At 74.6% G+C, this 25,029-nt stretch carries 20 protein-coding genes and 1 rRNA gene; 16 read left to right on the top strand and 5 right to left on the bottom strand.

What is annotated here, in order from left to right; genetic code table 11:
• Positions 1 to 141: 141 nt before the first annotated feature.
• The 3 genes from rrf to K7G61_RS07480 all read left to right on the top strand — a co-directional run bounded on the left by rrf (position 142) and on the right by K7G61_RS07480 (position 2,477).
• A 5S ribosomal RNA gene (gene rrf / locus K7G61_RS07490) occupies positions 142 to 258 on the top strand.
• Positions 259 to 531: 273 nt separating this feature from the next.
• Positions 532 to 1,443, top strand: a complete 912-nt coding sequence (locus K7G61_RS07485; RefSeq protein ID WP_225845864.1) for a hypothetical protein — start codon at positions 532 to 534, stop codon at positions 1,441 to 1,443.
• On the top strand, positions 1,440 to 2,477 hold the full coding sequence (locus tag K7G61_RS07480; protein WP_225845863.1) for a tetratricopeptide repeat protein: 1,038 nt from the start codon (positions 1,440 to 1,442) through the stop codon (positions 2,475 to 2,477). The genes K7G61_RS07485 and K7G61_RS07480 overlap by 4 nt, the downstream gene beginning before the upstream one ends.
• Positions 2,478 to 2,616: 139 nt before the next feature.
• Here the strand turns inward: K7G61_RS07480 and K7G61_RS07475 are convergent, their stop codons facing one another.
• Positions 2,617 to 3,954 (bottom strand): DUF1015 domain-containing protein, encoded by a 1,338-nt coding sequence (locus K7G61_RS07475; RefSeq protein ID WP_225845862.1) that lies wholly within the window; start codon positions 3,952 to 3,954, stop codon positions 2,617 to 2,619.
• An 85-nt stretch (positions 3,955 to 4,039) separates the two neighbouring features.
• On the opposite strand from K7G61_RS07475, the gene K7G61_RS07470 reads away from it, so the two are divergent.
• A complete protein-coding gene (locus tag K7G61_RS07470; RefSeq protein ID WP_225845861.1) occupies positions 4,040 to 5,062 on the top strand; it encodes an HAD-IIA family hydrolase in 1,023 nt (340 codons plus the stop codon).
• Positions 5,063 to 5,225: 163 nt separating this feature from the next.
• Here the strand turns inward: K7G61_RS07470 and K7G61_RS07465 are convergent, their stop codons facing one another.
• Positions 5,226 to 6,125, bottom strand: a complete 900-nt coding sequence (locus K7G61_RS07465) for a siderophore-interacting protein (protein WP_225845860.1) — start codon at positions 6,123 to 6,125, stop codon at positions 5,226 to 5,228.
• A 4-nt stretch (positions 6,126 to 6,129) separates the two neighbouring features.
• Positions 6,130 to 7,185, bottom strand: a complete 1,056-nt coding sequence (locus K7G61_RS07460; protein ID WP_225845859.1) for an ABC transporter substrate-binding protein — start codon at positions 7,183 to 7,185, stop codon at positions 6,130 to 6,132.
• 190 nt (positions 7,186 to 7,375) lie between these two features.
• Here K7G61_RS07460 and K7G61_RS07455 point away from each other — a divergent pair, with 190 nt between their 5' ends.
• From K7G61_RS07455 to K7G61_RS07445, 3 genes are all read left to right on the top strand, one after another.
• Positions 7,376 to 8,365, top strand: a complete 990-nt coding sequence (locus tag K7G61_RS07455; RefSeq protein WP_225845858.1) for an iron ABC transporter permease — start codon at positions 7,376 to 7,378, stop codon at positions 8,363 to 8,365.
• The gene (locus tag K7G61_RS07450; protein ID WP_225845857.1) at positions 8,362 to 9,393 is read left to right on the top strand and encodes an iron chelate uptake ABC transporter family permease subunit; all 1,032 of its coding nucleotides are present in this window, start codon (positions 8,362 to 8,364) and stop codon (positions 9,391 to 9,393) included. Before K7G61_RS07455 ends, K7G61_RS07450 begins: the two co-directional genes overlap by 4 nt.
• Before the next feature lie 112 nt (positions 9,394 to 9,505).
• Positions 9,506 to 10,390: an ABC transporter ATP-binding protein gene (locus K7G61_RS07445; RefSeq protein ID WP_225845856.1), complete on the top strand. Its 885-nt coding sequence runs from the start codon at positions 9,506 to 9,508 to the stop codon at positions 10,388 to 10,390.
• Here the strand turns inward: K7G61_RS07445 and K7G61_RS07440 are convergent.
• Positions 10,338 to 10,685: an SCP2 sterol-binding domain-containing protein gene (locus K7G61_RS07440; RefSeq protein WP_225845855.1), complete on the bottom strand. Its 348-nt coding sequence runs from the start codon at positions 10,683 to 10,685 to the stop codon at positions 10,338 to 10,340. The two genes, K7G61_RS07445 and K7G61_RS07440, sit on opposite strands and share 53 nt — an antisense overlap.
• Before the next feature lie 146 nt (positions 10,686 to 10,831).
• Here K7G61_RS07440 and K7G61_RS07435 point away from each other — a divergent pair, with 146 nt between their 5' ends.
• From K7G61_RS07435 to K7G61_RS07410, 6 genes are all read left to right on the top strand, one after another.
• On the top strand, positions 10,832 to 12,034 hold the full coding sequence (locus K7G61_RS07435; RefSeq protein WP_225845854.1) for a hypothetical protein: 1,203 nt from the start codon (positions 10,832 to 10,834) through the stop codon (positions 12,032 to 12,034).
• Positions 12,027 to 12,458 (top strand): hypothetical protein, encoded by a 432-nt coding sequence (locus K7G61_RS37250; protein ID WP_374204075.1) that lies wholly within the window; start codon positions 12,027 to 12,029, stop codon positions 12,456 to 12,458. Before K7G61_RS07435 ends, K7G61_RS37250 begins: the two co-directional genes overlap by 8 nt.
• A 7-nt stretch (positions 12,459 to 12,465) precedes the next feature.
• A complete protein-coding gene (locus K7G61_RS07425; protein WP_225845853.1) occupies positions 12,466 to 13,272 on the top strand; it encodes a TlyA family RNA methyltransferase in 807 nt (268 codons plus the stop codon).
• Positions 13,273 to 13,274: 2 nt separating this feature from the next.
• Positions 13,275 to 14,183 carry an NAD kinase gene (locus tag K7G61_RS07420; RefSeq protein ID WP_225845852.1) on the top strand — a complete coding sequence of 303 codons (909 nt, stop codon included), beginning with the start codon at positions 13,275 to 13,277 and terminating at the stop codon, positions 14,181 to 14,183.
• A gap of 86 nt (positions 14,184 to 14,269) precedes the next feature.
• Complete coding sequence (gene recN, locus K7G61_RS07415) at positions 14,270 to 16,021, top strand: DNA repair protein RecN (protein WP_225845851.1); 1,752 nt, start codon at positions 14,270 to 14,272, stop codon at positions 16,019 to 16,021.
• 456 nt (positions 16,022 to 16,477) lie between these two features.
• Positions 16,478 to 17,605 carry a glycosyltransferase family 4 protein gene (locus K7G61_RS07410; protein WP_225845850.1) on the top strand — a complete coding sequence of 376 codons (1,128 nt, stop codon included), beginning with the start codon at positions 16,478 to 16,480 and terminating at the stop codon, positions 17,603 to 17,605.
• Between the two features lie 106 nt (positions 17,606 to 17,711).
• Here K7G61_RS07410 and K7G61_RS07405 read toward each other — a convergent pair whose 3' ends face one another.
• Positions 17,712 to 19,520, bottom strand: a complete 1,809-nt coding sequence (locus K7G61_RS07405) for a glycoside hydrolase family 15 protein (RefSeq protein ID WP_225845849.1) — start codon at positions 19,518 to 19,520, stop codon at positions 17,712 to 17,714.
• 408 nt (positions 19,521 to 19,928) lie between these two features.
• On the opposite strand from K7G61_RS07405, the gene K7G61_RS07400 reads away from it, so the two are divergent.
• The 3 genes from K7G61_RS07400 to K7G61_RS07390 all read left to right on the top strand — a co-directional run bounded on the left by K7G61_RS07400 (position 19,929) and on the right by K7G61_RS07390 (position 24,961).
• Complete coding sequence (locus K7G61_RS07400; RefSeq protein WP_225845848.1) at positions 19,929 to 21,704, top strand: CTP synthase; 1,776 nt, start codon at positions 19,929 to 19,931, stop codon at positions 21,702 to 21,704.
• A 2-nt stretch (positions 21,705 to 21,706) separates the two neighbouring features.
• Entirely contained in the window at positions 21,707 to 22,330 is a 624-nt protein-coding gene (locus K7G61_RS07395; protein ID WP_225845847.1) for an NUDIX hydrolase, read from the top strand.
• A 171-nt stretch (positions 22,331 to 22,501) separates the two neighbouring features.
• On the top strand, positions 22,502 to 24,961 hold the full coding sequence (locus K7G61_RS07390) for a tetratricopeptide repeat protein (RefSeq protein ID WP_225845846.1): 2,460 nt from the start codon (positions 22,502 to 22,504) through the stop codon (positions 24,959 to 24,961).
• The last annotated feature ends 68 nt before the right edge of the window (positions 24,962 to 25,029 follow it).

Here is a 25,029-nt window from a genome sequence, read left to right as displayed (position 1 = left end):
TATTGCTGTGCTCGCGTCCACTGTTTGGTTCCCGGGTTGCGAACAGTCGCACCGGTGAACAGAAGAACACTCAACTGAAAAGTGTGCTTGTTCGCTCGGACTCTGTCGATGTCCCGCTCTCCGCGGGCGACCCGATAGTGTTTCGGTGGTCATAGCGTAAGGGAAACGCCCGGTTACATTCCGAACCCGGAAGCTAAGCCTTTCAGCGCCGATGGTACTGCAGGGGGGACCCTGTGGGAGAGTAGGACGCCGCCGAACAATCTTTATGGACCCTCGGTCCTGGCCTGAGCGCTGGGACCGGGGGTCTTTTGTATTCCCGCCCACTCCCCAAGAGCGCGCCCTCCCTATCGCAAGGGGGAGGCCTGCACGACAGCACCACCCAACCCACAGGAGTCATGTCGATGTCCAACTCGCCCGAAGACCGGCCGGAGCGCGGCGGTTACCGTCGCGAGGATCGGCGTGACGACCGTGCCGGCGCCCCGCGCCGCGACGGCCAGCGCGGTGGCGGCTACCGCCGTGACGACCGCCCCCGTGACGACCGGCGCGACGACCGTCCCCGTGGCCCGCGCCGCGACGACGACCGGGGCTTCCGCCGTGATGACCGTCCGGCCGGTGGTGGTTACCGTCGTGACGACCGGCCCCGCGACGACCGTCGTGACGATCGTCCCCGTGACGACCGTGACCGTCCTCGTTTCGACCGTCGTGACGACCGTCGTGACGACCGACCGCGCTATGACCGTCCCCGTGACGACCGCGGCGGTTTCCGTCGTGACGACCGACCCCGCTATGACCGTCCCCGAGACGACCGCCCCCGTGACGACCGTTCGGCCGGCGGCGGTTTCCGTCGTGACGACCGACCCCGCTATGACCGTCCCCGAGACGACCGCCCCCGTGACGACCGTGACCGTCCTCGTTTCGACCGTCGTGACGACCGTCGTGACGACCGTCGTGACGACCGCCCGGGTGGTGGTTTCCGTCGTGACGACCGACCGCGCTACGACCGCCCGCGTGAGGACCGTCGTGACGATCGTCCCCGTGGCCCGCGGCGCGACGACGACCGGGGCTTCCGCCGTGATGACCGTCGTGACGACCGTGACCGCCCCCGTTTCGACCGTCGTGACGACCGGCCGCGCTACGACCGCCCCCGCGATGACCGTCCGGCCGGTGGTGGTTTCCGTCGTGACGACCGTCCCCGCGACGACCGCCGTGATGACCGGTCCCGCGCTGACCGTCCCCGTACCCCGCGTCGGGACGACGACCGCGGGTTCCGGCGGGACGACCGTCGTGACGACCGGCCCCGCGCGCCGAGGCGCGATGGCGAGCGGTCGTCCGGCCGCAGGCCCGTCGTGCAGGGGCGCGGACGGTTCGAGAACCGTGGCGGCCGTGACGAGCGCCGTGACGAGCGGGAGCCGATCAAGCGCCTGCCGATCCCCGACGAGGTGACCGGGCAGGAGATCGACCCCAGCGTGCGGCAGGAGCTGATGAGCCTGCCCAAGACGCTCGCCGAGGACGTGGCCCGCAACCTGGTGATGGTTGCCCGGCTGCTGGACGAGGAGCCCGAGCAGGCCTACGCCTACTCCCGGGTGGCCCTGCGGCTGGCGTCCCGTGTCGCGGCCGTCCGGGAGGCGGCGGGCTTCGCGTCGTACGCCACCGAGCGGTATGCCGAGGCGCTGGCGGAGTTCCGCGCGAGCCGGCGGATGACCGGGGGCGTCGAGCTGTGGCCGGTCATGGCCGACTGCGAGCGCGGCCTCGGCCGCCCCGAGCGTGCCCTGGAGATGGCGGGCGCACCGGAGGTGCACAAGCTCGACAAGGCCGGTCAGGTCGAGATGCGGCTGGTCGCGGCCGGGGCGCGGCAGGACATGGGCCAGGCGGAGGCGGCCGTGGTCACCCTGCAGAGCCCCGAGCTGGCCTCCAACGCGATCCACCCCTGGACCGCCCGGCTGCGGTACGCCTACGCCGACGCCCTGCTCGCCGTGGGCCGGGAGAGCGAGGCCCGCGAGTGGTTCGCCAAGGCGCTGGAAGCCGACCACAACGGCTCCACCGACGCGTCCGACCGACTCGCCCAGCTCGACGGCGTGCAGTTCGTGGACGTCCTTGACGATGAGGCCGCCGAATCCGAGGCCGACGACGTGCGCGAAGACGTTGGGTCGGAGCCCGTATCGGACGCCGAGGACGCGAGCGACGACGAGGACGACGAGGACGACGATGAGGACGGTGACGACGACGGGGACGACGACGAGGTCGAGGACCTGGCCGACGACGACCTCGCTGACGACGACGTGACCGACGACGACCCGGCCGACGACGAGGTGACCGACACGGACGACGGGGCCGGCGACGGTTCCGACGCCGATGACGACGGTCGGCCCGGCGAGAAGGACGAGCACAAGGGCGGCGGCAAGGACGCCGAGCCCGCCTCGTTCCTCGACTCGCCGTTCCGCGCGCCGGCGCCCAGCGAGGCGCGGGACGAGGACTGACAACCGGTTCGGTCGCGGCACAGCGGCCGGACCGCCCCCGGAGGGCGGCATTCACGGGACCCCGGCCCCGCGAATGCCGCCCTCCGGCGTTTCCACCGGTGACAGCCGCGGAGGCGCGGGCGCGCGCCGCTTGGGTCCCTCAGCCCAGCTTCAGGCTCCGCATGACCAGCCCGCTGGCCGGTTTCGGGCCGAACGACGTGGACTTGCGGGGCATCATCACGCCCTTGCGGGCCAGTTCCAGGACGATGTCCTCGCGCACCGGATGCATCAGGACCGCCGTGCCGCCGTGGCGTTCGGCCAGGGCGACCGCGGCGGTGGCGTCGTGGATGTAGCGGATGTGGTCGCCGGCGTCCGGGATCCGCCAGACGCGGTCCAGGAGGACGCTGTGCAGGACCGTGGCGTCCAGGCGGCGCCACGGTTCCGGACGGCCGGCGGGTACGCAGGCGTCCACGCGGGCCGGGTCGGGGCGGTCCAGCAGGTGGTAGCCGTCACCTGCGAGCAGGAAGGCGTTGCCCTCGGCGGCGGCCTCGGCCAGTGCGGCCAGGGCGCGGTCCAGGGGCCCCGGCAGCGGGCGGACCCGGAAGACCCGTCGGGCCGACTCCAGGGCGTCGGGCAGGGACAGTCCGGGCACGACGCGGTGGATGGCGCGCACCCGCAGGGGGTAGCGGGCGCTGTCCACCAGGAGCACCAGGCCGTAGTCCCAGGCCGTGCCGGGCGGTTGGGCGGCCTGCAGCTCGCGGTAGGTGGCCCACCGGTGGTGGCCGTCCGCGATGAGGGCCTGGCGGGGGGCGAGGTCGGCCTGGACGGCCGCGATGTCGGCCGGGTCCGTCAGGGACCACAGGCGGTGGCGTACGCCGTCGGATGTCGTCGTGGACAGCAGCGGCGGCGCCTCGGTGGCGGTGCGGTCCACGATACGGGCGGTGGCGCCGACGTCGCCGTTCCCCTCACTGCCCCCGGCACCTTTCCCGTCGCGGTAGGCGAGCAGCAGAGGCTCCAGGTTGGCGGCGGTCGCGCGCATCAGGGCGGCGCGGTCGGCGACCGGGCCGGGCATCACGTCCTCGTGCGGCAGGACGACGCCTTCCTCGGGCGGGGTCAGCCGCAGGGCGCCGATCACACCGCGCTGAAGGCGGGCGTCGCCGTCGAGCTGCTCGTAGACGTAGAGCCCGGGCCGCGGGTCGGCGGTCAGTACGCCTTCGGCGAGCCAGCGGTCCAGGGCGCGGGCCGCCTTGCGGTGCCGGTCGACGGGGGAGTCGGCGTCCGGGAGGATCAGCCGGACCACGTTGTGCGGGTCCGCGTCCTCCAGTACGCGCCGGCCTTCGGGACGTACCACCACGTCGTACGGCGGCGAGGTGACCGCCGCCAGGCTGCCGACGTGCTCGGGCACGTAGCGCAGCCCGCGGAAGGGGGCCAGGCGCAGGCCGGGGACGGAAGCCGGGCGACCAGGGGGGTGCGGGGCGTCCGGACCGTAGGTGCTCATTCGCGCATGCTATGTCCGCCGCTCGGCCGGTGTCGGCCATGAGGGATGATCGGTTCATCGACGAGACACCGGGAGCGAGCCCCTCATGACCGTGCGGACCAGGACAGACGGCAGCCGGCGAGCGCTGGACGCGGCGTACGACACGGCCCTGCTCGACCTCGACGGGGTCGTCTATGCCGGCGGTGACGCCATCGCGCACGCCGTCGAGTCGCTGAAGGCCGCGCGCGGGCAGGGAATGCGGCTCGCGTACGTCACCAACAACGCGGCCCGTACGCCGCACACCGTCGCCGAGCACCTGACCCGGCTCGGTGTCCCGGCCGCGCCCGAGGAGGTGGTGACCTCCGCGCAGGCCGTGGCCCGGCTCATCGCCGAGGAGGTGCCGGCCGGGTCCAAGGTGCTCGCGATCGGCGGAGAGGGGCTGATGGAGGCGCTGCGCGAGCGCGGCCTGCGGCCGGTCGGCTCGGCGGACGACGATCCCGTGGCGGCCGTCCAGGGTTACTCGCCCGACCTGCGCTGGTCGCAGTTGGCGGAGATGGCGTACGCGGTGGAGCGCGGCGTGCCGTGGTTCGCCTCCAACACCGACCGCACCATTCCCGGCGGCCGGGGGATCGCGCCGGGCAACGGCGCCGCTGTCGAGGCGGTGCGGATCGCCACCGGCGGTACGCCGCGGGTCGCGGGCAAACCGCTGCCGCCCATGCACCGCGAGAGCGTGCTGCGGACCGGGGCGCGCACGCCGCTGGTCGTCGGCGACCGGCTCGACACGGACATCGAGGGCGCGTACGCGGGCGGGGTGGACTCCCTGCTCGTCCTCACCGGGGTGACCCGGGCGGCCGAGCTGCTCGCCGCCGAGCCGCGGCACCGGCCCACGTATGTGGCCGCGGACCTTCGCGGGCTCCTCGGGCCGCACCCTGAGGTGCCGGGCTCGGCCGACGAGGGCTTCCGTTGCGGCGGGTGGACCGCCACGGCCTCCTCCGACGGGCTCGCGATCGAGGGCGCGGGCGATCCGGTCGACGGACTGCGCGCCCTGTGCGCGGCGGCATGGACGTACGCGGGGGACGGCGGGTGCGGGCTGGACGCGGGCAAGGCGCTTGGGCGGGTGGGGCTCTGACCCCGGCCGGGTGCGTGACCTGACCGCGGGGGTGACCCGGCGGAGAGGCTCGCCGCCCGGTCGCCGTCCGCCGCCCGCCGTCCCCCGCCTGTGCGGCGGGCAGCGCCTCGCCGCACAGGCGGCGGGCCGGACGTCGTCGCCCCCCGCCGCCGTTCACTCCGGTTCAGGCCTTCGCGGTGGCCGCCGGGGCCGGGCTCCTTGCCGCTTCCGGTTCCGTCCGCTCCGCCGGCCGGGCCGCTCGCGCCAGCAACTGGTCCTCCGTGGTGCCGCGGCGCCAGTAGCCGGTGAAGGTCACCGCCTGGCGGGGAAGGGCACGGTCGCGGACCAGGTGGCGGCGCTGCGCGCGGACCGCGGTCGCCTCACCGGCCAGCCAGGCGTAAGGGGTGCGCCCGTGCAGGGGAGTGGAGGCCAGGGCCGCCGGCAGGGGTGAGGGTGCAGCCCGGGGGCGTACGAACCACTGGACGTCGGCGTCGGCCTTGGTGGGCAGGGGCAGGCGGTCGTCCGGGTGCGCCACCTCCAGGAGGGCGCGGACGGGGATGCCCTCGGGGAGGGCGGCCAGGATGCCGGCGACGGCGGGCAGCGCGGTCTCGTCGCCGGTGAGCAGGACGGCGTCTGCGCCGGGCGGGAGGCGGAAGTCGACGCCCCCGTTGCCGCGGCGGACGGGGGCCAGGACGGCGACGCGGTCGCCCGGCCGGGCGCGGCGGGCCCAGGCGGAGGCGGGTCCGAGGTCGCCGTGGAGGGCGAAGTCGACATCGAGTTCGGGCGGGTCGCTGCGGGTGTCGCGGATCGTGTACGTGCGCATGACGCCGCGCACGCCGGGGTCGAGGGCGCGCCAGCGGGCGTACCAGTCGGCGCCCAGGGACTCGGGCAGTACGGGCGCGTTCTGGCCCGGCCGGGGCAGGAACAGCTTGAAGCGCTGGTCGCGCCCCTCGCTGACCACGCGGGCCAGCGAGGGATCGCCGAGCACCACCCGCACGATGCTGGGGGAGAGCCGCCGGGTGCGCACGACGGCCGCGTCGAAGAACTCGTAGGGCGTACGGGAGGCGGCGGGGGCGGCGGACACGGCGTCAGCTCACCTTCTTCGCGGCCGTGAGGACCTTGGCGAGCGCCTCCATGCGGTCGGCGCATTTGGCGTACGAGAAGATCGGCTCGCTGGGCCAGCCGGTCACCTGGCCCGCGGCGACCGCGGGCAGCCGGTTCCAGGTGGGCTTACCGGTGAGGTCCGCGGGCTGGAGGGTCGCCGTGCGGTCGTCGAGCATGATGACGTCGGCCGGGTACCTGTCGGCCGTCTCCCAGCTCAGCGTCTCGAAGAATCCGCCCCGCACCCTGGTGGGGACGACGAAGTCGACGCCTAGGCCGCGGTAGTAGGTCAGGTCGGCGGCCGACGCAGGGGTGGAGACGTAGAAGGACTCGGTGCTCGCGGAGGCGGCCAGCACCTTGACGCCGGCCGCCCGGGCGGTGCGAGCCGCCGTGCGCAGGTCGGCGGACGCCTTCTCGAAGCGCGTCCTCTGGGCGGAGTTGGCGGCGGAGGCGAGGTCCGCGCCCAAGGACGCGGCGAGTTGGGCGTACCTGTGCAGCGGGGTGGTCAGCGGCACGCCGGCGACCTTGATGCCGACGCTCGGGGCGAGGGCGAGGATCTTGCCCGCGCTCTGGTCGGGGACGTACCAGAGGGCGGGCGGCTGGTAGATGTGGCTGATGAGCAGGCCGGGGTTAAGGGCGGCGTACTTCTCGATGCCGAACTCGCCCCAGGCGTTGCCCAGTACGGTCACGTCGCGGACGTCCAGGTCGCCGGCCTGGGCGTCGGCGGCGCCGTTCTTGAGCCTGGTGGGGCCGAAGACGCCGGCGCACTCGATGCCGTAGTCGTGCAGGGCGGCCGCCGCGCCGACATAGGCGACGAGGCGGGTGGGGACGCGCTTGAGCCGTACCGTTTTCGGCCGGTCGTCGGTGAAGGTCCACGGTCCGGACGCGGTGGCCGGGGCGCCCTTGCCCGGGGGCGCGCCGGAGTCCGGACCGGAGGAGGAGCCGCAGGCCGCGAGGAGCGCGCCGGCGCCGAGGGAGCCGCCGGCCGCCAGGAGGCCGCGACGGGACAGTCCGGACGCGGGGGTGGAACGTGAAGGACGCATGGAAGTGCCGCTCTGCTCGGGATCATCGAAGCAAGGTTAGGCTAACCTAAGTCGCGTGTTGGTCGACCGCAGCTCCCCAGATCGCAGTTCCCCTGATTGCGACGCCCCTGATCGCAGTTCCCCTGATCGCGGCTCACCGCCCGTGCCGGCCCGCGGCCCCGCCAAGGCGTCCGCCGCCCCCCGAACCGCGGTGAACGCGCGCCGGACCGCCGGGCTCCTCCTGGCCGTCGTCCTCCTCGCCGCGGTCACCGCCGCGAGTATCGCCCTGGGCGCCAGGACCGTGCCGCCCGGCCATGTCTGGCACGGCCTGTTCCACCACACCGGCACGGACGACGACGTGGTGATCCGCGAGGTACGCCTGCCCCGTACGCTCCTCGGCCTGCTCGCCGGCTCGGCGCTCGGCCTCGCGGGCGCCACCATGCAGACCCTCACCCGCAACCCGCTCGCCGACCCCGGACTGCTCGGCGTCAACGCGGGCGCGGCGGCCGCCGTCGTCACCGCGATCAGCTTCTTCGGCGTCACCTCGCTGACCGGATATGTGTGGTTCGCGCTGGCCGGCGCCGCCATCGTGTCGGCGGTCGTGTACGTGATCGGCGGCAGCCGGTCCGCCACGCCGGTCCGGCTCGCGCTCGCCGGCACGGCGGTCACCGCCCTGCTGCAGGGCTGGACCGGCGCGGTCGAACTCACCGACAACGCCGCCCTGGACCGGATGCGCTTCTGGCAGATCGGTTCGCTGGCGGGCGCGGACGCGGCGACCGTGTGGCGGGTGGCGCCCTTCATCGCGGCAGGCGCGCTGCTCGCGTTCGCCACGGGGCGTCCGCTCAACGCCCTCGCCCTGGGTGACGACGCCGCCCGCGGCCTGGGCGCCCGCCCCGCCCGTACCCGCGTCCTGGCTCTGGCGGCCGTCACCTTGCTGTGCGGGGCGGCCACCGCCGCTTGCGGGCCGATCGTCTTCGTCGGGCTGATGGTCCCGCACGCCGTACGCCGCGTCACCGGCCCCGACATGCGCTGGGTGCTGCCCTATGCGGCGGTCCTCGCGCCCGTCCTGCTGCTCGGCGCCGACGTGGTAGGACGGCTGGTCACCCGCCCCGCCGAACTCCAGGCGGGCATCGTCACCGCCGTCCTGGGCGGGCCGGTCTTCATCGCGCTCGTCCGCCGGGGCAGGACGGTGCGGCTGTGACCGGGCCGACCGTGCGCAAGGGCGGCTTCTCGGTACGGGTCGACGTACGCGCCACGCTGGTGTGCGCGGGGCTGCTGCTGGTGGCGTCCGGCGTGTCCGTCGTCCTGGTCGGCACCGGCGACTACCGGATCGCGCCGCTGGACGTCCTGCGCACGCTGGCCGGACACGGCACCGCCGGGCAGCGGTTCGTGGTCCGCGACCTGCGGCTCCCCCGCGTGGCGGTCGCACTCCTCATCGGCTCGGCGCTCGGTATGGCGGGCGCCGCGTTCCAGACGGTGAGCCGCAACCCGCTGGGCAGCCCCGACGTCATCGGATTCGGGCAGGGCTCGGCGGCAGGGGCGCTCACCGTCATCGTGCTCCTCAAGGGACCGGCGTGGCAGGTCTCGGCCGGCGCGGTGGCCGGCGGGCTGCTCACCGGGCTCGCCGTCTTCCTGCTGGCCCGGCGCGAGGGCGCGCACGGCTACCGCCTGGTCCTGGTCGGGATCGGGGCGTCCGCGGTCCTGTCGGCCGTCAACAGCTACCTGCTGGTCAAGGCCGACTTCGTGGACGTGGCCCGGGCCGTGGTCTGGCTCACCGGTTCCCTCGACGGCCGCGACTGGAACCAGGTGTGGCCGCTGCTGGGCGCCTGCACGGCGCTCATGCCGGTCCTCCTCGCCCAGGGACGGGCACTGCGGATGACGGAGATGGGCGAGGACACCGCCCGGGCCCTCGGCGTCCGTGTCGAACGCGTCCGCGTCACCGTAGTCCTGGCCGCCGTCCTGCTCACCGCCGCGGCCACGGCCGCCGCCGGCCCCATCGCCTTCGTCGCGCTCACCGCCCCCCAACTCGCCCGCCGCCTCACCCGGTCCCCAGGCGTCTGCCTCCTCCCGTCCGCCCTCATGGGCGCGGCCCTCCTGGCCACGGCCGACCTGTGCGCCCAGCACGCGACGGGCTCCGGCGGTCTGCCGGTGGGCGTGGCCACCGGCGTCCTTGGCGGGGCGTACCTGCTGTGGCTCCTCGTGGCCGAGCGCCGCGCGGGCCGGATCTGAGAGCCGCCGCACGTACCCCCCACACTCGATCCCTTTGCCGATACGACGACACGGGCGCCCGGGCGCACACCCGCCGAACGCCCGTCAGCAATCCGGAACCCAGGAGCGCCGCATGACCGGTCAGTACATCGACACATCGCCCGAGAACGCCACCGGCGGCGGATCGCGGCTGCGGGCGCAGGACGTCACCCTCGCCTACGGCAACCGGGTCGTCGCCGAAGGGCTCGGCGTGGAGATCCCCGACGGCTCCTTCACCGTCGTCGTCGGCCCCAACGCCTGCGGCAAGTCGACATTGCTGCGCGCGCTGGCGCGCCTGCTCAAGCCGCGGCAGGGGCAGGTGCTGCTGGACGGGGCGGCCATCGGGTCACTGCCCGCCAAGGCGGTGGCCCGCACCCTGGGGCTCCTGCCGCAGAGTTCGGTGGCGCCGGAGGGGATCACGGTGGCCGGCCTCGTGGCGCGCGGCCGCTACCCGCACCAAGGGCTGCTGCGGCAGTGGTCGCGGCAGGACGAGCGGATCGTCGCCGAGTCGATGGCCGCGACAGGGGTGGCCGCCCTGGCCGGTCGCCATGTCGACGAGTTGTCCGGCGGGCAGCGGCAAAGGGTGTGGATCGCCATGGCGCTGGCCCAGCAGACCCCGCTGCTGCTGCTCGACGAGCCCACCACCTACCTGGACATCCAGCACCAAATGGACGTGCTCGACCTGTGCGCGGAACTCAACGAGCGGCGTGGCGTCACGCTCGTCGCCGTACTCCACGACCTCAACCAGGCGGCGCGGTACGCCACTCACCTGATCGCCATGCGGGACGGGCGGATCGAAGCGCAGGGAGCGCCCGCCGACGTCCTGACGGCCGGACTCGTCGAGCGGGTCTTCGGGGTGCGGTGCCGGATCATCGAGGACCCGGAGAGCCGGACCCCGCTGGTGGTGCCGGCCGCCCGGCGGCGGGCTACAGCAGCGAGCGCAACCGCAGCACGTCCCGCAGGCTCGCCTGCACCTTGACGCGCCCGGCCGCCCACGCCTTGGCGAACGACAGCTCGCCGGCCACCATCGCGACCAGGTCGTCGCCGGTCGTCGTCAGCCGGATCTGCGCCTTCTCCGCGGGCACGCCGTCCACGGTGACCACGTCACGGATGCCGCCGCCCGCCAGCCGCCCCACGAACGTGACGTCCAGGTCGCTGATCCGGCAGCTCAGCGAACGGTCGAGCGCGGTGGCGGCCTTCATGTCGCCCTGCGCCCGCGCGAGGTTCGCCGAGAACCGGTCGAGCGCGGTACGGCACTCCTCGACGGTGGCCATCGCTCACGGTCTCCCCGGGTCGTGCGGTGCGTTCGGATGACGGTACCGCAGGGGCCTGTCATCGGGACGCGGCGCAGGGAAGGGGTAGCGTCAGTGACCACAGCACGGTCACGACGGACGTCATGGCGAGGCGAGGAGTGAGAGCGATGCGGGACGCGCTGCGTACCTGTCTGCAGATCGCGGGCGGACTGACGGAGGCCACCCGGCGCCGCACCACGGAGGCGGCGCGTGACCTGATGGACCAGGCCGGAATCGACGTCGACGCGCTCCAGCGGCGCATCGGCGCGGCCATCCCCTCCGAGGTGCAGACGCTCGCCGACGAGATCGTCACCTCCGGCCGGGCCAACCGCGACCTGCTGGTCGGCCTCGTCCGCGAGGAGATCGACAAGACGATGAGCCGGGTCGGCCGGATCGCCGACGATCTGACCAAGGTGGGCGTCGTCCTGGAGGCCCTCGAACGCAAGGTCCGCAACCTGGAGGCCACCGGGCCCGAGAAGCCGGCGCCCCCGAAACCGGAGCCGGCCCCGAAGGTCGTGCACGTGCCGGTCGAACCCGAGGCCGAACCCGAGCCCGCGTCCCGGCCCGGGACCCGGCCCGCGTCCTCCGCCCCCGAGGAGCCCGCCGCGGCTCGCGTCGGCACGGCGAACCCGCGTCGTACGACGGCCTCGGGCGTCAAGCGCCCGAGCGCGGCCCGGACGCCCAAGACGGCTCCTGCCCGCAAGGCGGCGGCTTCCACCGCCAAGAAGGCGGCGCCCGCCAAGAAGGCGCCTGCGGCCAAGCGGACGACCTCGACGCAGGGCACCACGGCCACGAAGCGGGCAGCCGCGGCCAAGAAGGCCCCGGCGGCGACGCCGAAGAGGACGGCCACCGCGAAGAAGACGGCGAAGACGGCGACCGCGGCCAAGAAGACGGCGCCCGCGAAGAAGGCCGCGACCGCGACAAAGACGGCGACCGCGAAGAAGACGGCTGCCGCGGCCGCGACCGCCACCCCGGCGCAAAAGGCGGCGGCCACACAGGCTGCGGCGACCGCCGAGACGGCCGCGAAGACCACCGCTCCCACGCAGGCGACGACCCCGGCCGGAACGGCGGCGCCCGCGAAGAAGTCCGCCGGCACCAAGACGGCCGCGTCAAAGGCGGCGGCCTCCAAGACGGCGGCCAAGAAGACGGCGGCCAAGAAGACGGCCGCGTCAAAGGAAGCGGCTACCAAGGAGACGGCCGCCAAGGCAGCGGCCAAGAAGGCGGCCAAGGACGCCGCCGCGCCCGCCGCCAAGAAGGCGGCCCCCGCGGCAGGAACGGCGGCCCCCGCGAAGAAGTCCGATCGGCTCCCGGGCGGGTCCGGCGATGAGTGAGTTCCCCGACCACCTGCCGGCCCCGCGGCATCCCGCGCCCGCGCTCGTGCCCGCGCCCGTCACCGAGGCAGCGCCCGTCACCGAGCCCACCCCCGCCGTGCCGGCACCCGGGCCCGCTGCTCCGGGCGGGCCCGGGCCCGTACCCCGGGCCGCGCCGGAGACCGCCCCCGTACCCGTGCCCGGGCCCGGATCCGCGCCGGACGCCGGGCCCGAAGCGGGTGGTCCCGGGGCGGGCGGAACTCCCGCGGCTCCCGAGCCGTTGGGGGTGGCGCTGGAGATGACGGGGAATGCCGGGGTGGACGCTGCGGTTGAGCGGCTGAGGGACGCCGACGGGCTCCCCGTCGAAGGGCACATCGAGGTGTACGAGGATGTGCACCGGGGGCTGCGGGAAGTGCTCGCCGCCCTGGACGAGAACAGGGGCTGACACGCAGGTGGCACGACGCCGACTCGACGCCGAGCTGGTGCGCCGGAACCTCGCCCGTTCACGGGAGCACGCGAGCCAGTTGATCGCCGCGGGCCGGGTGACCGTGGGGGGCACGACCGCGACCAAGGCGGCCACACAGGTGGAGACCAGCGCGGCAGTGGTCGTCGCCAGGGACGACAGCGAGCCGGAGTACGTCTCGCGGGGCGGGCACAAGCTCGCCGGCGCGCTGGCCGCGTTCGGCCCGCGCGGGCTCGCCGTCGAGGGCCGCAGGGCGCTCGACGCGGGGGCGTCGACCGGCGGTTTCACCGATGTGCTGCTGCGGGCCGGGGCGGCCGAGGTGGTCGCCGTCGACGTCGGCTACGGGCAGCTCGCCTGGTCGCTGCGCAACGATCCGCGCGTCACCGTCAAGGACCGCACCAACGTACGGGAGTTGACGCCAGAGGCGATCGACGGGCGGCCGGTCGACCTCGTCGTCGGCGACCTGTCCTTCATCCCGCTCGGGCTGGTGCTGCCCGCTCTCGTGCGGTGCTCGGCGCCGGGCGCCGACCTGGTGCTCATGGTCAAGCCGCAGTTCGAGGTGGGCAGGGAGCGGCTGGGCAGCGGCGGTGTCGTACGCAGCCCGCAGTTGCGTGCCGAGAGCGTCCGCAAGGTGGCCGAGCAGGCCGCCGGGCTCGGCCTCGGCGTCCTGGGCGTCACCGCCAGCCCGCTGCCCGGGCCGTCGGGCAACGTGGAGTACTTTCTCTGGCTGCGCGCCGGCGCGCCCGCGCTGGACCCGGCCGACGTCGACCGAGCTGTGGCGGAGGGGCCCCGGTGACCATGAACAGCCCGACCCAGGACCGTACCGTCTTCCTGCTCGCCCACACCGGGCGGGTGGCCGCCGTCCGCAGCGCCGAGCGGGTCGTGCTCGGGCTGCAGCGCTGCGGCATCAGGGTGCGGCTGCTCGCCGAGGAGGCCGCCGACCTGCCGCTGCCCGACTCCGTGGAACTGGTCGACGAGATCGGCCCGGAGGCCGTCGAGGGCTGCGAGCTGATCATCGTGCTCGGCGGCGACGGCACTTTGCTGCGTGGCGCCGAGTCCGCCCGCGCCTCCGGGGTGCCGATGCTGGGCGTCAACCTCGGCAGGGTCGGCTTCCTCGCCGAGGCCGAGCGGGACGACCTCGACAAGGTGGTGGACCGGGTCGCCACCAAGGAGTACGAGGTCGAGGAGCGGATGACGCTCGACGTGCTGGTCCGCACCGACGGCCGGGTCGTGCACACCGACTGGGCGCTCAACGAGGCGTCGGTGGAGAAGGCGTCCAGGGAACGGATGCTCGAAGTCGTCACCGAGGTCGACGGGCGGCCGGTGTCCCGGTTCGGCGGCGACGGTGTGGTCTGCGCCACCCCGACCGGTTCCACCGCCTACGCCTTCTCGGCCGGCGGCCCGGTGGTGTGGCCCCAGGTGGAGGCGCTGCTGATGGTGCCGATCAGCGCGCACGCCCTGTTCGCCAAGCCGCTGGTCACCTCGCCCGCCTCGGTGCTGGCCGTCGAGGTCCAGCCGCAGACCCCGAACGGGGTGCTGTGGTGCGACGGGCGCCGCACGGTCGAGCTTCCCGCGGGCGCCAGGGTCGAGGTCCGCCGCGGCGCCGTCCCGGTCCGCCTGGCCCGCCTGCACCACGCCTCGTTCACCGACCGGCTGGTGGCGAAGTTCGCCCTGCCGGTGGCGGGCTGGCGCGGCGCCCCCGCGTAGCCGGCCGGGCCCGCGGACCGCGGGCCCGGCACCGTACCCGGCGATACGGGGGCGACGCCCGTCGCGAAGGGCGGGGCAAACCTCGTATGGTCGTATCCGTGTTGGAGGAAATGCGGATCCGGTCGCTGGGAGTCATCGAGGACGCCGTGGTGGAGCTCTCGCCCGGGTTCACGGCGGTGACCGGTGAGACCGGAGCGGGCAAGACCATGGTCGTCACCAGTCTGGGGCTGCTGCTGGGCGGCCGGGCCGACCCCGCCCTGGTGCGGATCGGCGAGAAACAGGCCGTGGTCGAGGGCCGGATCACCCTGGACCCAGGCGCCCGCGCCCTGGTCAGGGCCGAGGAGGCGGGCGCCGAGCTGGACGACGGCGCGCTGCTGGTCAGCCGTACGGTGTCGGCCGAGGGCCGGTCCCGGGCGCACGTCGGCGGGCGCGGGGTGCCGGTCGGGCTGCTCGGCGAACTCGCCGACGACCTGGTCGCCGTGCACGGCCAGACCGACCAGCAGGGCCTGCTGCGCCCCGCCCGGCAGCGCGAGGCGCTCGACCGGTACGCGGGGGACGCGGTGGCGGTCCCGCTGGAGAAGTACGGGTCCGCGTACCGGCGGCTGCGCGAGGTGGCCGCCGAACTTGACGAGCTGACCACCCGGGCCAGGGAACGCGCCCAGGAGGCGGACCTGCTGCGGTTCGGCGTCGAGGAGATCGCCGCGGCCGAGCCGCAGCCCGGTGAGGACGCCGAACTCGCCGCCGAGGCGGAGCGGCTCGGGCACGCGGAGGCGCTGGCGTCGGCCGCGAGCGCCGCCCACGCCGCACTGGCCGGAAACCCCGAGGACCCCGAGGCCGTGGAGGCCGGCACCCTGGTGGCCGGCGCCCAGCGCGCCCTCGACGCGGTCAGCGCGCACGACCCCGTGCTCGCCTCGCTCGCCGCGCGGCTCGGCGAGATCGGCATCCTGCTCGCCGACGTCGCGGGCGACCTCGCCGGATACGCCGACAACCTGGACGCCGACCCGCTGCGGCTGGCGGCCGTGGAGGAACGCAGGGCCGTCCTCGGCCACCTCGTACGCAAGTACGGGCAGGACATCGACGACGTGCTGGCCTGGTCGGAGCGCGGCGCCACGCGGCTGCTGGAACTGGAAGGCGACGACGACCGGATCGCCGGGCTGACCGCCGAGCGGGACGCGCTGCGGGCCGAGCTCGGGGCGCTGGCCCGGACCCTGTCCGAGGCGCGGGCCGAGGCGGCGGACCGGTTCGCGGCCGCCGTCACCGCCGAGCTCGCCGAACTCGCCATGCCCCACGCCCGCGTCACCGTCGCCCTGCGGCAGACCGACGTTTCCGACCCCGACCAGGGCGTCGATGTCGGCGACCGGACCGTCGCCTACGGGCCGACCGGGGTGGACGAGGTGGAACTCCAGCTCGCCCCGCACCCCGGCGCCCCCGCCCGGCCGATCGCCAAGGGCGCCTCCGGCGGCGAGCTGTCCCGGGTGATGCTGGCCGTCGAGGTCGTCTTCGCCGGCTCCGACCCGGTGCCGACGTACCTGTTCGACGAGGTGGACGCGGGCGTCGGCGGCAAGGCCGCGGTCGAGGTCGGCCGGCGCTTGGCCAGGCTGGCCCGCACCGCCCAGGTCGTCGTGGTCACCCACCTCCCCCAGGTCGCCGCTTTCGCCGACCGGCAACTGCTGGTGGAGAAGACGAACGACGGGTCGGTGACCCGCAGCGGTGTCACCGTCCTCGAAGGGGAGGCCCGGGTACGGGAACTGTCGCGGATGCTCGCGGGGCTGGAGGACTCGGAGCTCGGGCGCGCACACGCCGAGGAGCTCCTGGCGGCAGCTCGCGCGGCCCGCTGAGAGCGGGACGCCGGGCCGGGCCCCCGTGGGGCGCGGGCGCCGCGCTTTCCCGAGGCACGGCCGCCGTGCTCCGCGACGGTCTCGCCCGGCGGGCCCGTCTCGGACACGCGCACGCCTCGGCGCCGACCCGGGCGCGGCCGGCGCCGTGGCCGACGGCTGTCCCGTTCCGGCCCCGCACGCCCGCGCCGTGGCCGCGCCCACCGCGGCCGGTTCGCGTGTCGCCCCGCAGGGAAGGTTGTGGAATGCCCCTGGCATAGGGCACGTTGGGTCCGGGAGCCGCGGGGCGCACCCGTTCGGGTGATCCCTGAACAGAGTGGGCGGGCGTGACCGCCCCCGTGGCCCCGGGGCTCCGAGTCCGGCCTGGCATCCTGGTGCGAGTCCGCGGGGCCCGCGACGCGCCCGGCCACGCGCCAGGGGCACCCTCGCACCACCACCGAACCAGGAGCCGTACGCCGCGTGAGCCGCAGGACCCCGACCCCGCCGCCAGGACCGCTGCACGCCGTCCATGTGCTGGGCACGGCCGCCGGCGCGCACGTCAGCTCGCTGGCGGGCGGGCTGGTGGCCCGCGGGCTCGACGTCACCGTCTGCGGCCCGGCCGGCGCCGCGGCCGACTACGCGCTCACGACCACCGGCGCCCGATTGGTGCCGGTCGACATCGGCCGCCGCGGCGCCGCCGACGCGCCCGCCATCGGCGCGCTGCGTGCCGCGTTCTCCACCGCGGGAGTCGTCCACGCGCACGGCCTGCGCGCCGCGCTGCTCGCCGCCATGGCGCTCGGCGGGCGCCGCGTCCCCCTCGTCGTCACCTGGCACGGCGCCGAACCGCCCGCCGAGGGCGGGAGGGCGATGATGCTGCGCTGGCTGGAACGGCGGGCGGTGCGCGGCGCGACCGTGGTCCTCGGTGTCTCCTCGGACCTGGTGGACCGCGCCCGCGGCCATGGCGCGCGGGACGTGCGGCTCGCCCCCGCGGCCGTGCCGCGCCCGGTGGTCAGGCCCCGCCCGCCGGCCGACGCCGACCGGCTGATCCAGAAGACCCGGGCCGAAATCGGCGCGGTGGACCGGCCGCTGCTGCTGGCCGTCGGCCGCCTGGAACGCGACATGGGCCACGATGTGCTGCTCGACGCGGCCGCCGGCTGGGCCGGACTCGACGTGCCGCCGCTGCTCGCCGTCGCCGGAGAAGGAGCCGAACGGCCCGTCCTGGAACGGCGGATCGAGGAGGAGCGGCTGCCCGTCGTACTGCTCGGCCGCCGGGACGACGTACCGGAACTGCTGGCCGCCGCCGACCTCGTGGTACTCCCGAGCCGCTGGGAGGCGCGCGCCCTGATCGCCCAGGAAGCGCTGTTCGCCGGTGTGCCGCTGGTCGCCACCGCGGTCGGCGGCACACCCGAACTCGTCGGTGACGCCGCCGTCCTCGTGCCCTACGGCGACCCCGCCGCGCTCTCCCGCGCCGTCACCGCACTGCTCGCCGATCCCGCCTGGCGGCTCGCCCTCGCCGCGGCCGGCCGCGCCCAGGCCGCGACCTGGCCCACCGAGGACGACACCGTCGCCCAAGTGCTCAGCGTCTACGACGAGGTGACACGCGGCTGAGCGGGGACGGACCGCCGCGCGTCACAGTCCGTGCCGGCTCAGCGACCCGTGCCCGCGTCGCCGCCCGTGCCCGCGCCGCCGCGTCCCGCCGCCCTGCGCGGGGGCGCTACGCGCGGAACGCGCCCGCCGCCGTCAGCCGCAGCGCCGTGTCGATCAGCGGGACGTGGCTGAACGCCTGCGGGAAGTTGCCCACTTGGCGGCGGCGGCGCGGGTCCCACTCCTCCGCGAGCAGACCCAGGTCGTTGCGCAGCGCCAGCAGCTTCTCGAACAGGCGGCGGGCCTCCTCGACGCGGCCGATCATCGCCAGGTCGTCGGCTAGCCAGAACGAGCAGGCCAGGAAGGCGCCCTCGTCACCGGGCAGCCCGTCCAGGTTCTCCCCGCCGCTGGACGTCGGGTAGCGCAGTACGAAGCCGTCGGGGGTGGACAGCTCCCGCTGGATCGCCTCGATGGTGCCGATCACCCGCTTGTCGTCCGGCGGCAGGAAGCCCATCTGCGGGATCAGCAGCAGCGACGCGTCCAGCTCGCGCGAGCCGTAGGACTGGGTGAAGGTGTTGCGCTCCTTGTCGAAGCCCTTCTCGCACACGTCGCGGTGGATCTCCTCGCGCAGGTCCGTCAGCCGCTCCAGCGGCCCGTCCACCTCGCCGGACTCGATCAGCTTGACCGTGCGGTCCACGGCCACCCACGCCATCACCTTGGAGTGCACGAAGTGGCGGCGCGGGCCGCGCACCTCCCAGATGCCCTCGTCGGGCTCCGTCCAGTGCTTCTCCAGGTAGCGGATCAGCTTCAGCTGCAGGATGCTCGCGTAGTCGTTGCGGGCCAGACCGGTCATGTGGCCCAGGTGCAGCGCCTCGGTGACCTCGCCGTACACGTCGAGCTGGAGCTGGTGCGCGGCGCCGTTGCCGATCCGCACCGGGCGGGAGTTCTCGTAGCCCGGCAGCCAGTGCAACTCGTTCTCGCCCAGTTCGCGTTCGCCCGCGATCCCGTACATGATCTGCAGGTTCTCCGGGTCGCCGGCCACCGCGCGCAGCAGCCACTCGCGCCAGGCGCGGGCCTCGTCGCGGTAGCCGGTGCGCAGCAGCGAGGACAGGGTGATCGCCGCGTCCCGCAGCCAGGTGAAGCGGTAGTCCCAGTTCCGCACCCCGCCGATGTCCTCGGGCAACGATGTCGTCGGCGCCGCGACGATCCCGCCCGTCGGTGCGTACGTCAGCGCCTTCAGCGTGATCAGCGAGCGGACCACGGCCTCGCGGTACGGACCGGTGTACGTGCACTGCCGGACCCACTCGCGCCAGAACGCCTCGGTGTTGATCAGCGCGACCTCGGGCTCCGGCAGCGACGGCTGCGGCTTGTGCGACGGCTCCCAGCTGATGGTGAAGGCCACCCGGTCCCCGGGGCCCACGGTGAACTCCGAGTACGTGGTCAGGTCCTTGCCGTACGTGTCCACCTCGGTGTCCAGCCACACCGAGTCCGGCCCGGCCACGGCCACCGTACGGTCGCCCACCTTGTGCACCCACGGCGTGACCTGCCCGTACGCGAAGCGCATCCGCAGGGCGGAGTACATCGGCACCCGCCCGCTGACGCCCTCCACGATCCGCACGAGCTGCGGGGCGCCGTCGCGGGGCGGCATGAAGTCGATCACCCGGACCGTGCCCCGCCACGTGTCCCACTCCGATTCCAGCACCAGGGAGTCGCCGCGGTACCGGCGGCGGGTCGCGGCCGGCGGTTCCGTGCCGTTGCGGTACGCGGGGGCAAGCCGCCAGAAGCCGTGCTCATCGGTGCCGAGCAGCCCGGCGAAGATCGCCGGCGAGTCGAAGCGCGGCAGGCACAGCCAGTCCACCGTGCCGTTGTTGCAGACCAGGGCAGCGGTCTGCATGTCACCGATGAGTGCGTAGTCCTCGATACGCCCTGCCACGTGCAACTCCAGTCGGACAGTCGAAACGCAGTGCCGCCCCGACGGGACGGTCTTCGCGGTCTGGGATTTCTGCTGGCGAGCTCTTGATCCGGAGGGGGGCGGGGATGGTGCCGTGCCGGCGGCTCGCGCAATGCGTTCGAGCAGAATACGTCTTCGGGGCGACGCGTGCGCGCGTCTCTGCGATCTTCGCTCGGCCGGTCGGGTGTACCCGCTGCTCGCTGCGCTCGTACCCCGTCACGGGACGGTTCGCACCCCTGTCAGCAGCGGAAAGTCCGCGGCGCCCGGCCGGTCCCGCCGCCCGGACTGATACCCTGGTAGCCCGTGGGCCGGTGGGCAGAACCACTGAACCGCCGCGACGGCTCTCCCAGCGGGAGCAGCGTTGCGACCTCACCTCGCGACCACGGGAGCCCCCTCTTGGCAATTGCGCCGAAATCCCCGACGACAAAGCACATCTTCGTCACCGGCGGGGTGGCGTCCTCGCTCGGCAAGGGCCTGACCGCCTCCAGCCTCGGCGCGCTGCTGAAGGCGCGCGGCCTGCGTGTCACGATGCAGAAGCTCGACCCGTACCTCAACGTGGACCCGGGCACCATGAACCCGTTCCAGCACGGCGAGGTGTTCGTCACCGACGACGGCGCGGAGACCGACCTCGACATCGGCCACTACGAGCGGTTCCTCGACGTCAACCTGGCCGGCTCGGCCAACGTCACCACCGGCCAGATCTACTCCTCCGTGATCGCCAAGGAGCGGCGCGGCGAGTATCTGGGCGACACCGTGCAGGTCATCCCGCACATCACCAACGAGATCAAGTCGCGGATCCGGCGGATGGCCACCGACGACGTGGACGTGGTGATCACCGAGGTCGGCGGCACCGTGGGCGACATCGAGTCGCTGCCGTTCCTGGAGTCCGTCCGCCAGGTGCGGCACGAGGTGGGCCGCGACAACGTCTTCGTGGTGCACATCTCCCTGCTGCCGTACATCGGCCCCTCCGGCGAGCTGAAGACCAAGCCCACCCAGCACTCGGTGGCCGCCCTGCGCAGCATCGGCATCCAGCCCGACGCCATCGTGCTGCGCGCCGACCGCGACGTGCCGTCCGCGATCAAGCGGAAGATCTCGCTGATGTGCGACGTGGACGAGGACGCCGTGGTCGCGGCGATCGACGCCCCCTCCATCTACGACATCCCGAAGGTGCTGCACACCGAGGGCCTCGACGCCTATGTCGTCCGCCGGCTGGACCTGCCGTTCCGCGACGTGGACTGGACGCAGTGGGACGACCTGCTCAAGCGGGTGCACGAGCCCGAGCACGAGGTGAGGGTCGCGCTGGTCGGCAAGTACATCGACCTGCCCGACGCCTATCTGTCGGTCACCGAGGCGCTGCGGGCCGGCGGCTTCGCGAACAACGCCCGGGTCGACGTCAAGTGGGTCACCTCCGACGACTGCAAGACCGCGGCCGGCGCGGCCGCCCAGCTCGGCGACGTGGACGCGATCTGTGTGCCCGGCGGCTTCGGCGACCGAGGCGTCGAGGGCAAGGTGATGGCCATCACCTACGCCCGCGAGCACCGTGTCCCGCTGCTCGGCCTGTGCCTGGGCCTGCAGTGCATCGTCATCGAGGCGGCCCGCAACCTGGCGGGCATCGCCGACGCCAACTCCACCGAGTTCGACCCGGCCACCGCCCACCCGGTGATCTCCACCATGGCCGAGCAGCTCGACATCGTCGGCGGCAAGGGGGACCTCGGCGGCACCATGCGGCTGGGCACCTACCCCGCCAAGCTCGCCGAGGGCTCGATCGTCCGCCAGGTGTACGGCGACCAGCCCTACGTCGAGGAGCGGCACCGGCACCGCTACGAGGTCAACAACGCCTACCGGGCCGAGCTGGAGAAGAAGACCGGCATCGTCTTCTCCGGCACCTCGCCCGACAACAAGCTGGTGGAGTACGTGGAGTACCCGCGCGAGGTGCACCCCTACCTCGTGGCCACGCAGGCGCACCCCGAGCTGAAGTCCCGGCCGACCCGGCCGCATCCGCTGTTCGCCGGCCTGGTCGGCGCCGCGGTCGCGATCAAGGCGGCGGGCGACGGCTCGGGCATTGGCTCCGGCGACGGTGCGGGCGACGGCTCCGCGCAGGACGCGTCCGCCGCCCCTCAGGGGATCCGGGCCGGCGGCCCGGCCCGCACCCCGGTCGCGCAGGAAGGCTGAGCATGATCGAGGACACCCCGGAGGAATGGCGGGTCACGGCGTCCGAGACCCCCTTCACCGGCAAGAAGACCGGCATCCGCACCGACCAGGTGGTCATGCCGGACGGCTCGACGGCCGCCCGCGACTACCAGACCCACCCCGGCTCCGTGGCCGTGGTCGCCCTGGACGACGAAGGGCGGGTGCTGGTCCTCAAGCAGTACCGCCACCCCGTACGGCAGCGGCTGTGGGAGATCCCGGCCGGCCTGCTGGACGTCCCCGGTGAGAATCCGCTGAGCGCCGCGCAGCGCGAGCTGTACGAAGAGGCGCACCTCAAGGCCGAGGACTGGCGGGTGCTGGCCGACGTGTACACCACGCCGGGCGGCAGCGACGAGGCGGTACGCATCTTCCTCGCGCGCGGCGTGTCCGCCGTGGAGGGCGAGCGCTTCGAGGTCTCCGACGAGGAAGCCGACATGGAGATCACCAGGGTGGCGCCCGCGGACCTGGTCCGCGCGGTGCTGGCCGGCGACCTCCACAACAACTGCCTGGTCGTGGGGGTGCTCGCCCTGCAGGCCGCGCTCGCCGGGGACGGGCTGGACGCGCTGCGCCCGGCGGAGGCGCCCTGGCCGGCCCGGCCGTTCACACCGTGAGCGGCCGGCTCGGGACGCGGTGGCGCGGGAGCGGGGGGCACGGGTGGTGCGGGCGATGATCCGATGGGGTGATCATTGACCGAGCGGGTCGCGTCGGAGCCGGGGGCCACGGGCCGTTGGTGAACTAGGCTCGGTCCGCCACCCACCTCACCCATGCCGGGAGCGTGATCCGTGACGGACCAGGCGCTCGACGCCTCCCCCGCGGGGGAAGCCGCGGCATCGGTTCCGGCCGGACACGCGCGCCCCGGCGGGCCCGCCGCGACAGCGGCCACCGTACCCTCGCGCCTGCCCCCGCGCCCGGACACCGCCGCGCTGCCGCCCCTGCCGGCGCACTTCGTGGGCCGCGAACGCGAACTGGCCGAACTGCGGGCCGAGATCGCCCGCCCCGGTCTCGCCGCGGCCGGCGGGCGTACGGACGACCGCGCACGCGTCCTGCTGGTGGCCGGCCGCCCGGGTGCCGGGCGCACCTGCCTCGCGCTGGCCCTCGCCCGCACGGTGGCGGACGACTATCCCGACGGCCAGTGCTTCGTTTCCCTGACCACACCCGAGGGCGAGCCGGTCACCGCCGAGGAGGCGGCCCGCCGACTGCTCCGCACCCTTGCCGCGGCGCCGGCCGCCGCAAAGGGCGCGGGTGAGAGTGCGGGTGAGAGTGTCGCCGCCCGACCGACCGTGCCCCAAGGACGCGTCCCGGCGCGGGACACCGACGCCAGCGCCCCCGACGGCGAGGCGGCGAGCGGCGAGGTCGCCGGCGGTAAGGCGCCGGGCGGCCTGACCGCCGGCCCCGGTGGTGCGGCCGGGTCCGGCGGCCGTGAGTCCACGGCGCAGGCGGGCCGCGGGCCGGGCGGAGCCGACGGCGGCGGCGACACGGGACGCGCCCCGGGGCACAAGGCCGGCGCTCTCGCGCGCGGCGGTCGCGACACCGGCGAAAGCGCCGTCGAGGCGCTGCGACGGGCCGTCGCGGGGAGGCGCGTGCTGTTCGTGCTCGATGACGCCGTCAACGCCGGACACGTCGCCCCGCTGCTGCCGTCCTCGCCGGGCAGCCTGGTGGTGGTCACCTCGGGCGGACCGCTGTCCACGGTGCCCGACGTGCGGCCCTGCACGCTGGGCGGGCTCGACACCCCCGCCGCCGTGGCCCTGCTCGCCCGTACCCTCGGCTCGACCCGCGTCACCAACGACCCCCGCGCCGCCGAGACCCTGGTCCAGGAGGCCGGCGGCCACCCCACCGCGCTGCGCCTGGTCGGTGCCTGGCTCGCCGCCCGTCCCCGGCTGTCCATGGCGGAGGCGGCCAGGCGCCTGCGCGACGTGTCCGACGCCCCCGTGCCCGCCCCGTCGGGCGAGCCCCGGGAAGCGGAGCCGAAGGGGTCCTCGCCGGTCGCACCCTCGGCGCCGCCCGCCGCCTCCGCGCCCGGCGAGCTGCTGCGCGCCTTCCGCCTCGTGCACGCCGAGCTGCCCGGCCCGGCCGCCAGGATGCTGCGCCTGCTGGTGCTGGCTCCGGCAGCGGTGGTCGACGCCCAGGTCGCCTCGGCGCTCGCGGGCTGCTCCGTGCAGGCCGCGCAGAGTACCCTCGACGACTTCGTGGCCGGAGGCCTGCTGGCCCGCGCGGCACCTGGGCGCTACCGGGTGCCGCGATGCCTGGAGCCGATGCTGCGCGCGGAACTCGCCGCGCACGACCGGCCCGAGGAGGTGCAACTGGCGCGGGCCCGCATGCTGGAGCGGACGGTTCGGCAGCTCCACTCCTGCCGGGCCGCCCTGGCCGGGGAGCCGCCGGGGGACGGGCTGCCCCGCAACCTCAGGTTCGACTCGGCGGACGCCGCCGCGCTGTGGCTGCGCGAGCGCCTGCCCGCGCTGCTGGCCTCCGCCCGGGTGGCCGTCGCCGACGGCGGACTCGACACGCTGGCAAGGCGGCTGATCGCCGCCGTCGTACGGGCGTTGCTCGCGTACCCGGGCGGCGGGTCGACGGCCGCCGAGCGGTACGAGCTGCACCGCCTGGTCCTGGACGTGGCCGAGCGGCGCGGACTGCACCGGGAGAAGGCGGCCGCGCTGATCAACATCGCCGACATCGACGCCGAGGCCGGGCGGCCGCGGCGGGCTCTGGAGACGTACCGCAACGCCCTGGACGCGGCCCGCGCCGGTGACGACTCCGAAGCCGAGGGACGCGCCCTGGAGGCGCTCGGGTGCACGTACCTGGAGCTGCAGGACCTGCCGCGGGCCTCGGACTGGTTCGGCCGCGCCCTCGCGCTGCGGCAGGCCCGCGGCGAACTCGCGCACCAGGCGAGACTGCACGCCCGTATCGGCTCGCTGCTGACGTACCTGGGCCGGTACGGGCCCGCGCTGCGCGAGTGGCGGTCCGCGGCGGGGGTCCACCGCCGGCTGGGCGACCTGCCCGCACAGGCCCGCGCCCTCACCGAGGTCGCCCGCGTCCAGGAGTACGCCGGCCACCCGGAGGACGCCCTGCGCACCTGCCGCGACGCGCTGTACTGGGCGCGGCAGGCGGGCGAACGCAGGCTGGAGGCGGCCGTGCTGCTGCGGCTGGCCGACACGCTCGACCGGCTCGGCGACCCCGGTGGCGCCCGCCTGCAGCGCGCGGCGGCGGCCAAGCTGTTCCGCCCGGGGGAGCTCCCGGCCTTCTGAGCCGCCGGAAGCGGGGGGCGGCCGAATGCCCGATCCACCGGCTCCCCACCGTTCTCACCGGCTTCCGG

This window comes from Streptomyces sp. HPF1205 (assembly GCF_020400825.1).
Taxonomy (GTDB): Bacteria; Actinomycetota; Actinomycetes; order Streptomycetales; family Streptomycetaceae; genus Actinacidiphila.
Note: the sequence above shows the minus strand (reverse complement) of the source record. Positions and strands in the feature narration are given on the sequence as shown.

Bases quoted from the DNA above. Each gene is read 5' to 3' on its own strand.
- K7G61_RS07475 (WP_225845862.1), bottom strand. From the start codon at position 3,954: ATGAGCACCTACGGTCCGGACGCCCCGCACCCCCCTGGTCGCCCGGCT.
- K7G61_RS07470 (WP_225845861.1), top strand. From the start codon at position 4,040: ATGACCGTGCGGACCAGGACAGACGGCAGCCGGCGAGCGCTGGACGCG.
- K7G61_RS07460 (WP_225845859.1), bottom strand. From the start codon at position 7,185: ATGCGTCCTTCACGTTCCACCCCCGCGTCCGGACTGTCCCGTCGCGGC.
- K7G61_RS07445 (WP_225845856.1), top strand. From the start codon at position 9,506: ATGACCGGTCAGTACATCGACACATCGCCCGAGAACGCCACCGGCGGC.
- K7G61_RS07440 (WP_225845855.1), bottom strand. From the start codon at position 10,685: ATGGCCACCGTCGAGGAGTGCCGTACCGCGCTCGACCGGTTCTCGGCG.
- K7G61_RS07435 (WP_225845854.1), top strand. From the start codon at position 10,832: ATGCGGGACGCGCTGCGTACCTGTCTGCAGATCGCGGGCGGACTGACG.
- K7G61_RS37250 (WP_374204075.1), top strand. From the start codon at position 12,027: ATGAGTGAGTTCCCCGACCACCTGCCGGCCCCGCGGCATCCCGCGCCC.
- K7G61_RS07420 (WP_225845852.1), top strand. From the start codon at position 13,275: ATGAACAGCCCGACCCAGGACCGTACCGTCTTCCTGCTCGCCCACACC.
- recN (WP_225845851.1), top strand. From the start codon at position 14,270: ATGGTCGTATCCGTGTTGGAGGAAATGCGGATCCGGTCGCTGGGAGTC.
- K7G61_RS07395 (WP_225845847.1), top strand. From the start codon at position 21,707: ATGATCGAGGACACCCCGGAGGAATGGCGGGTCACGGCGTCCGAGACC.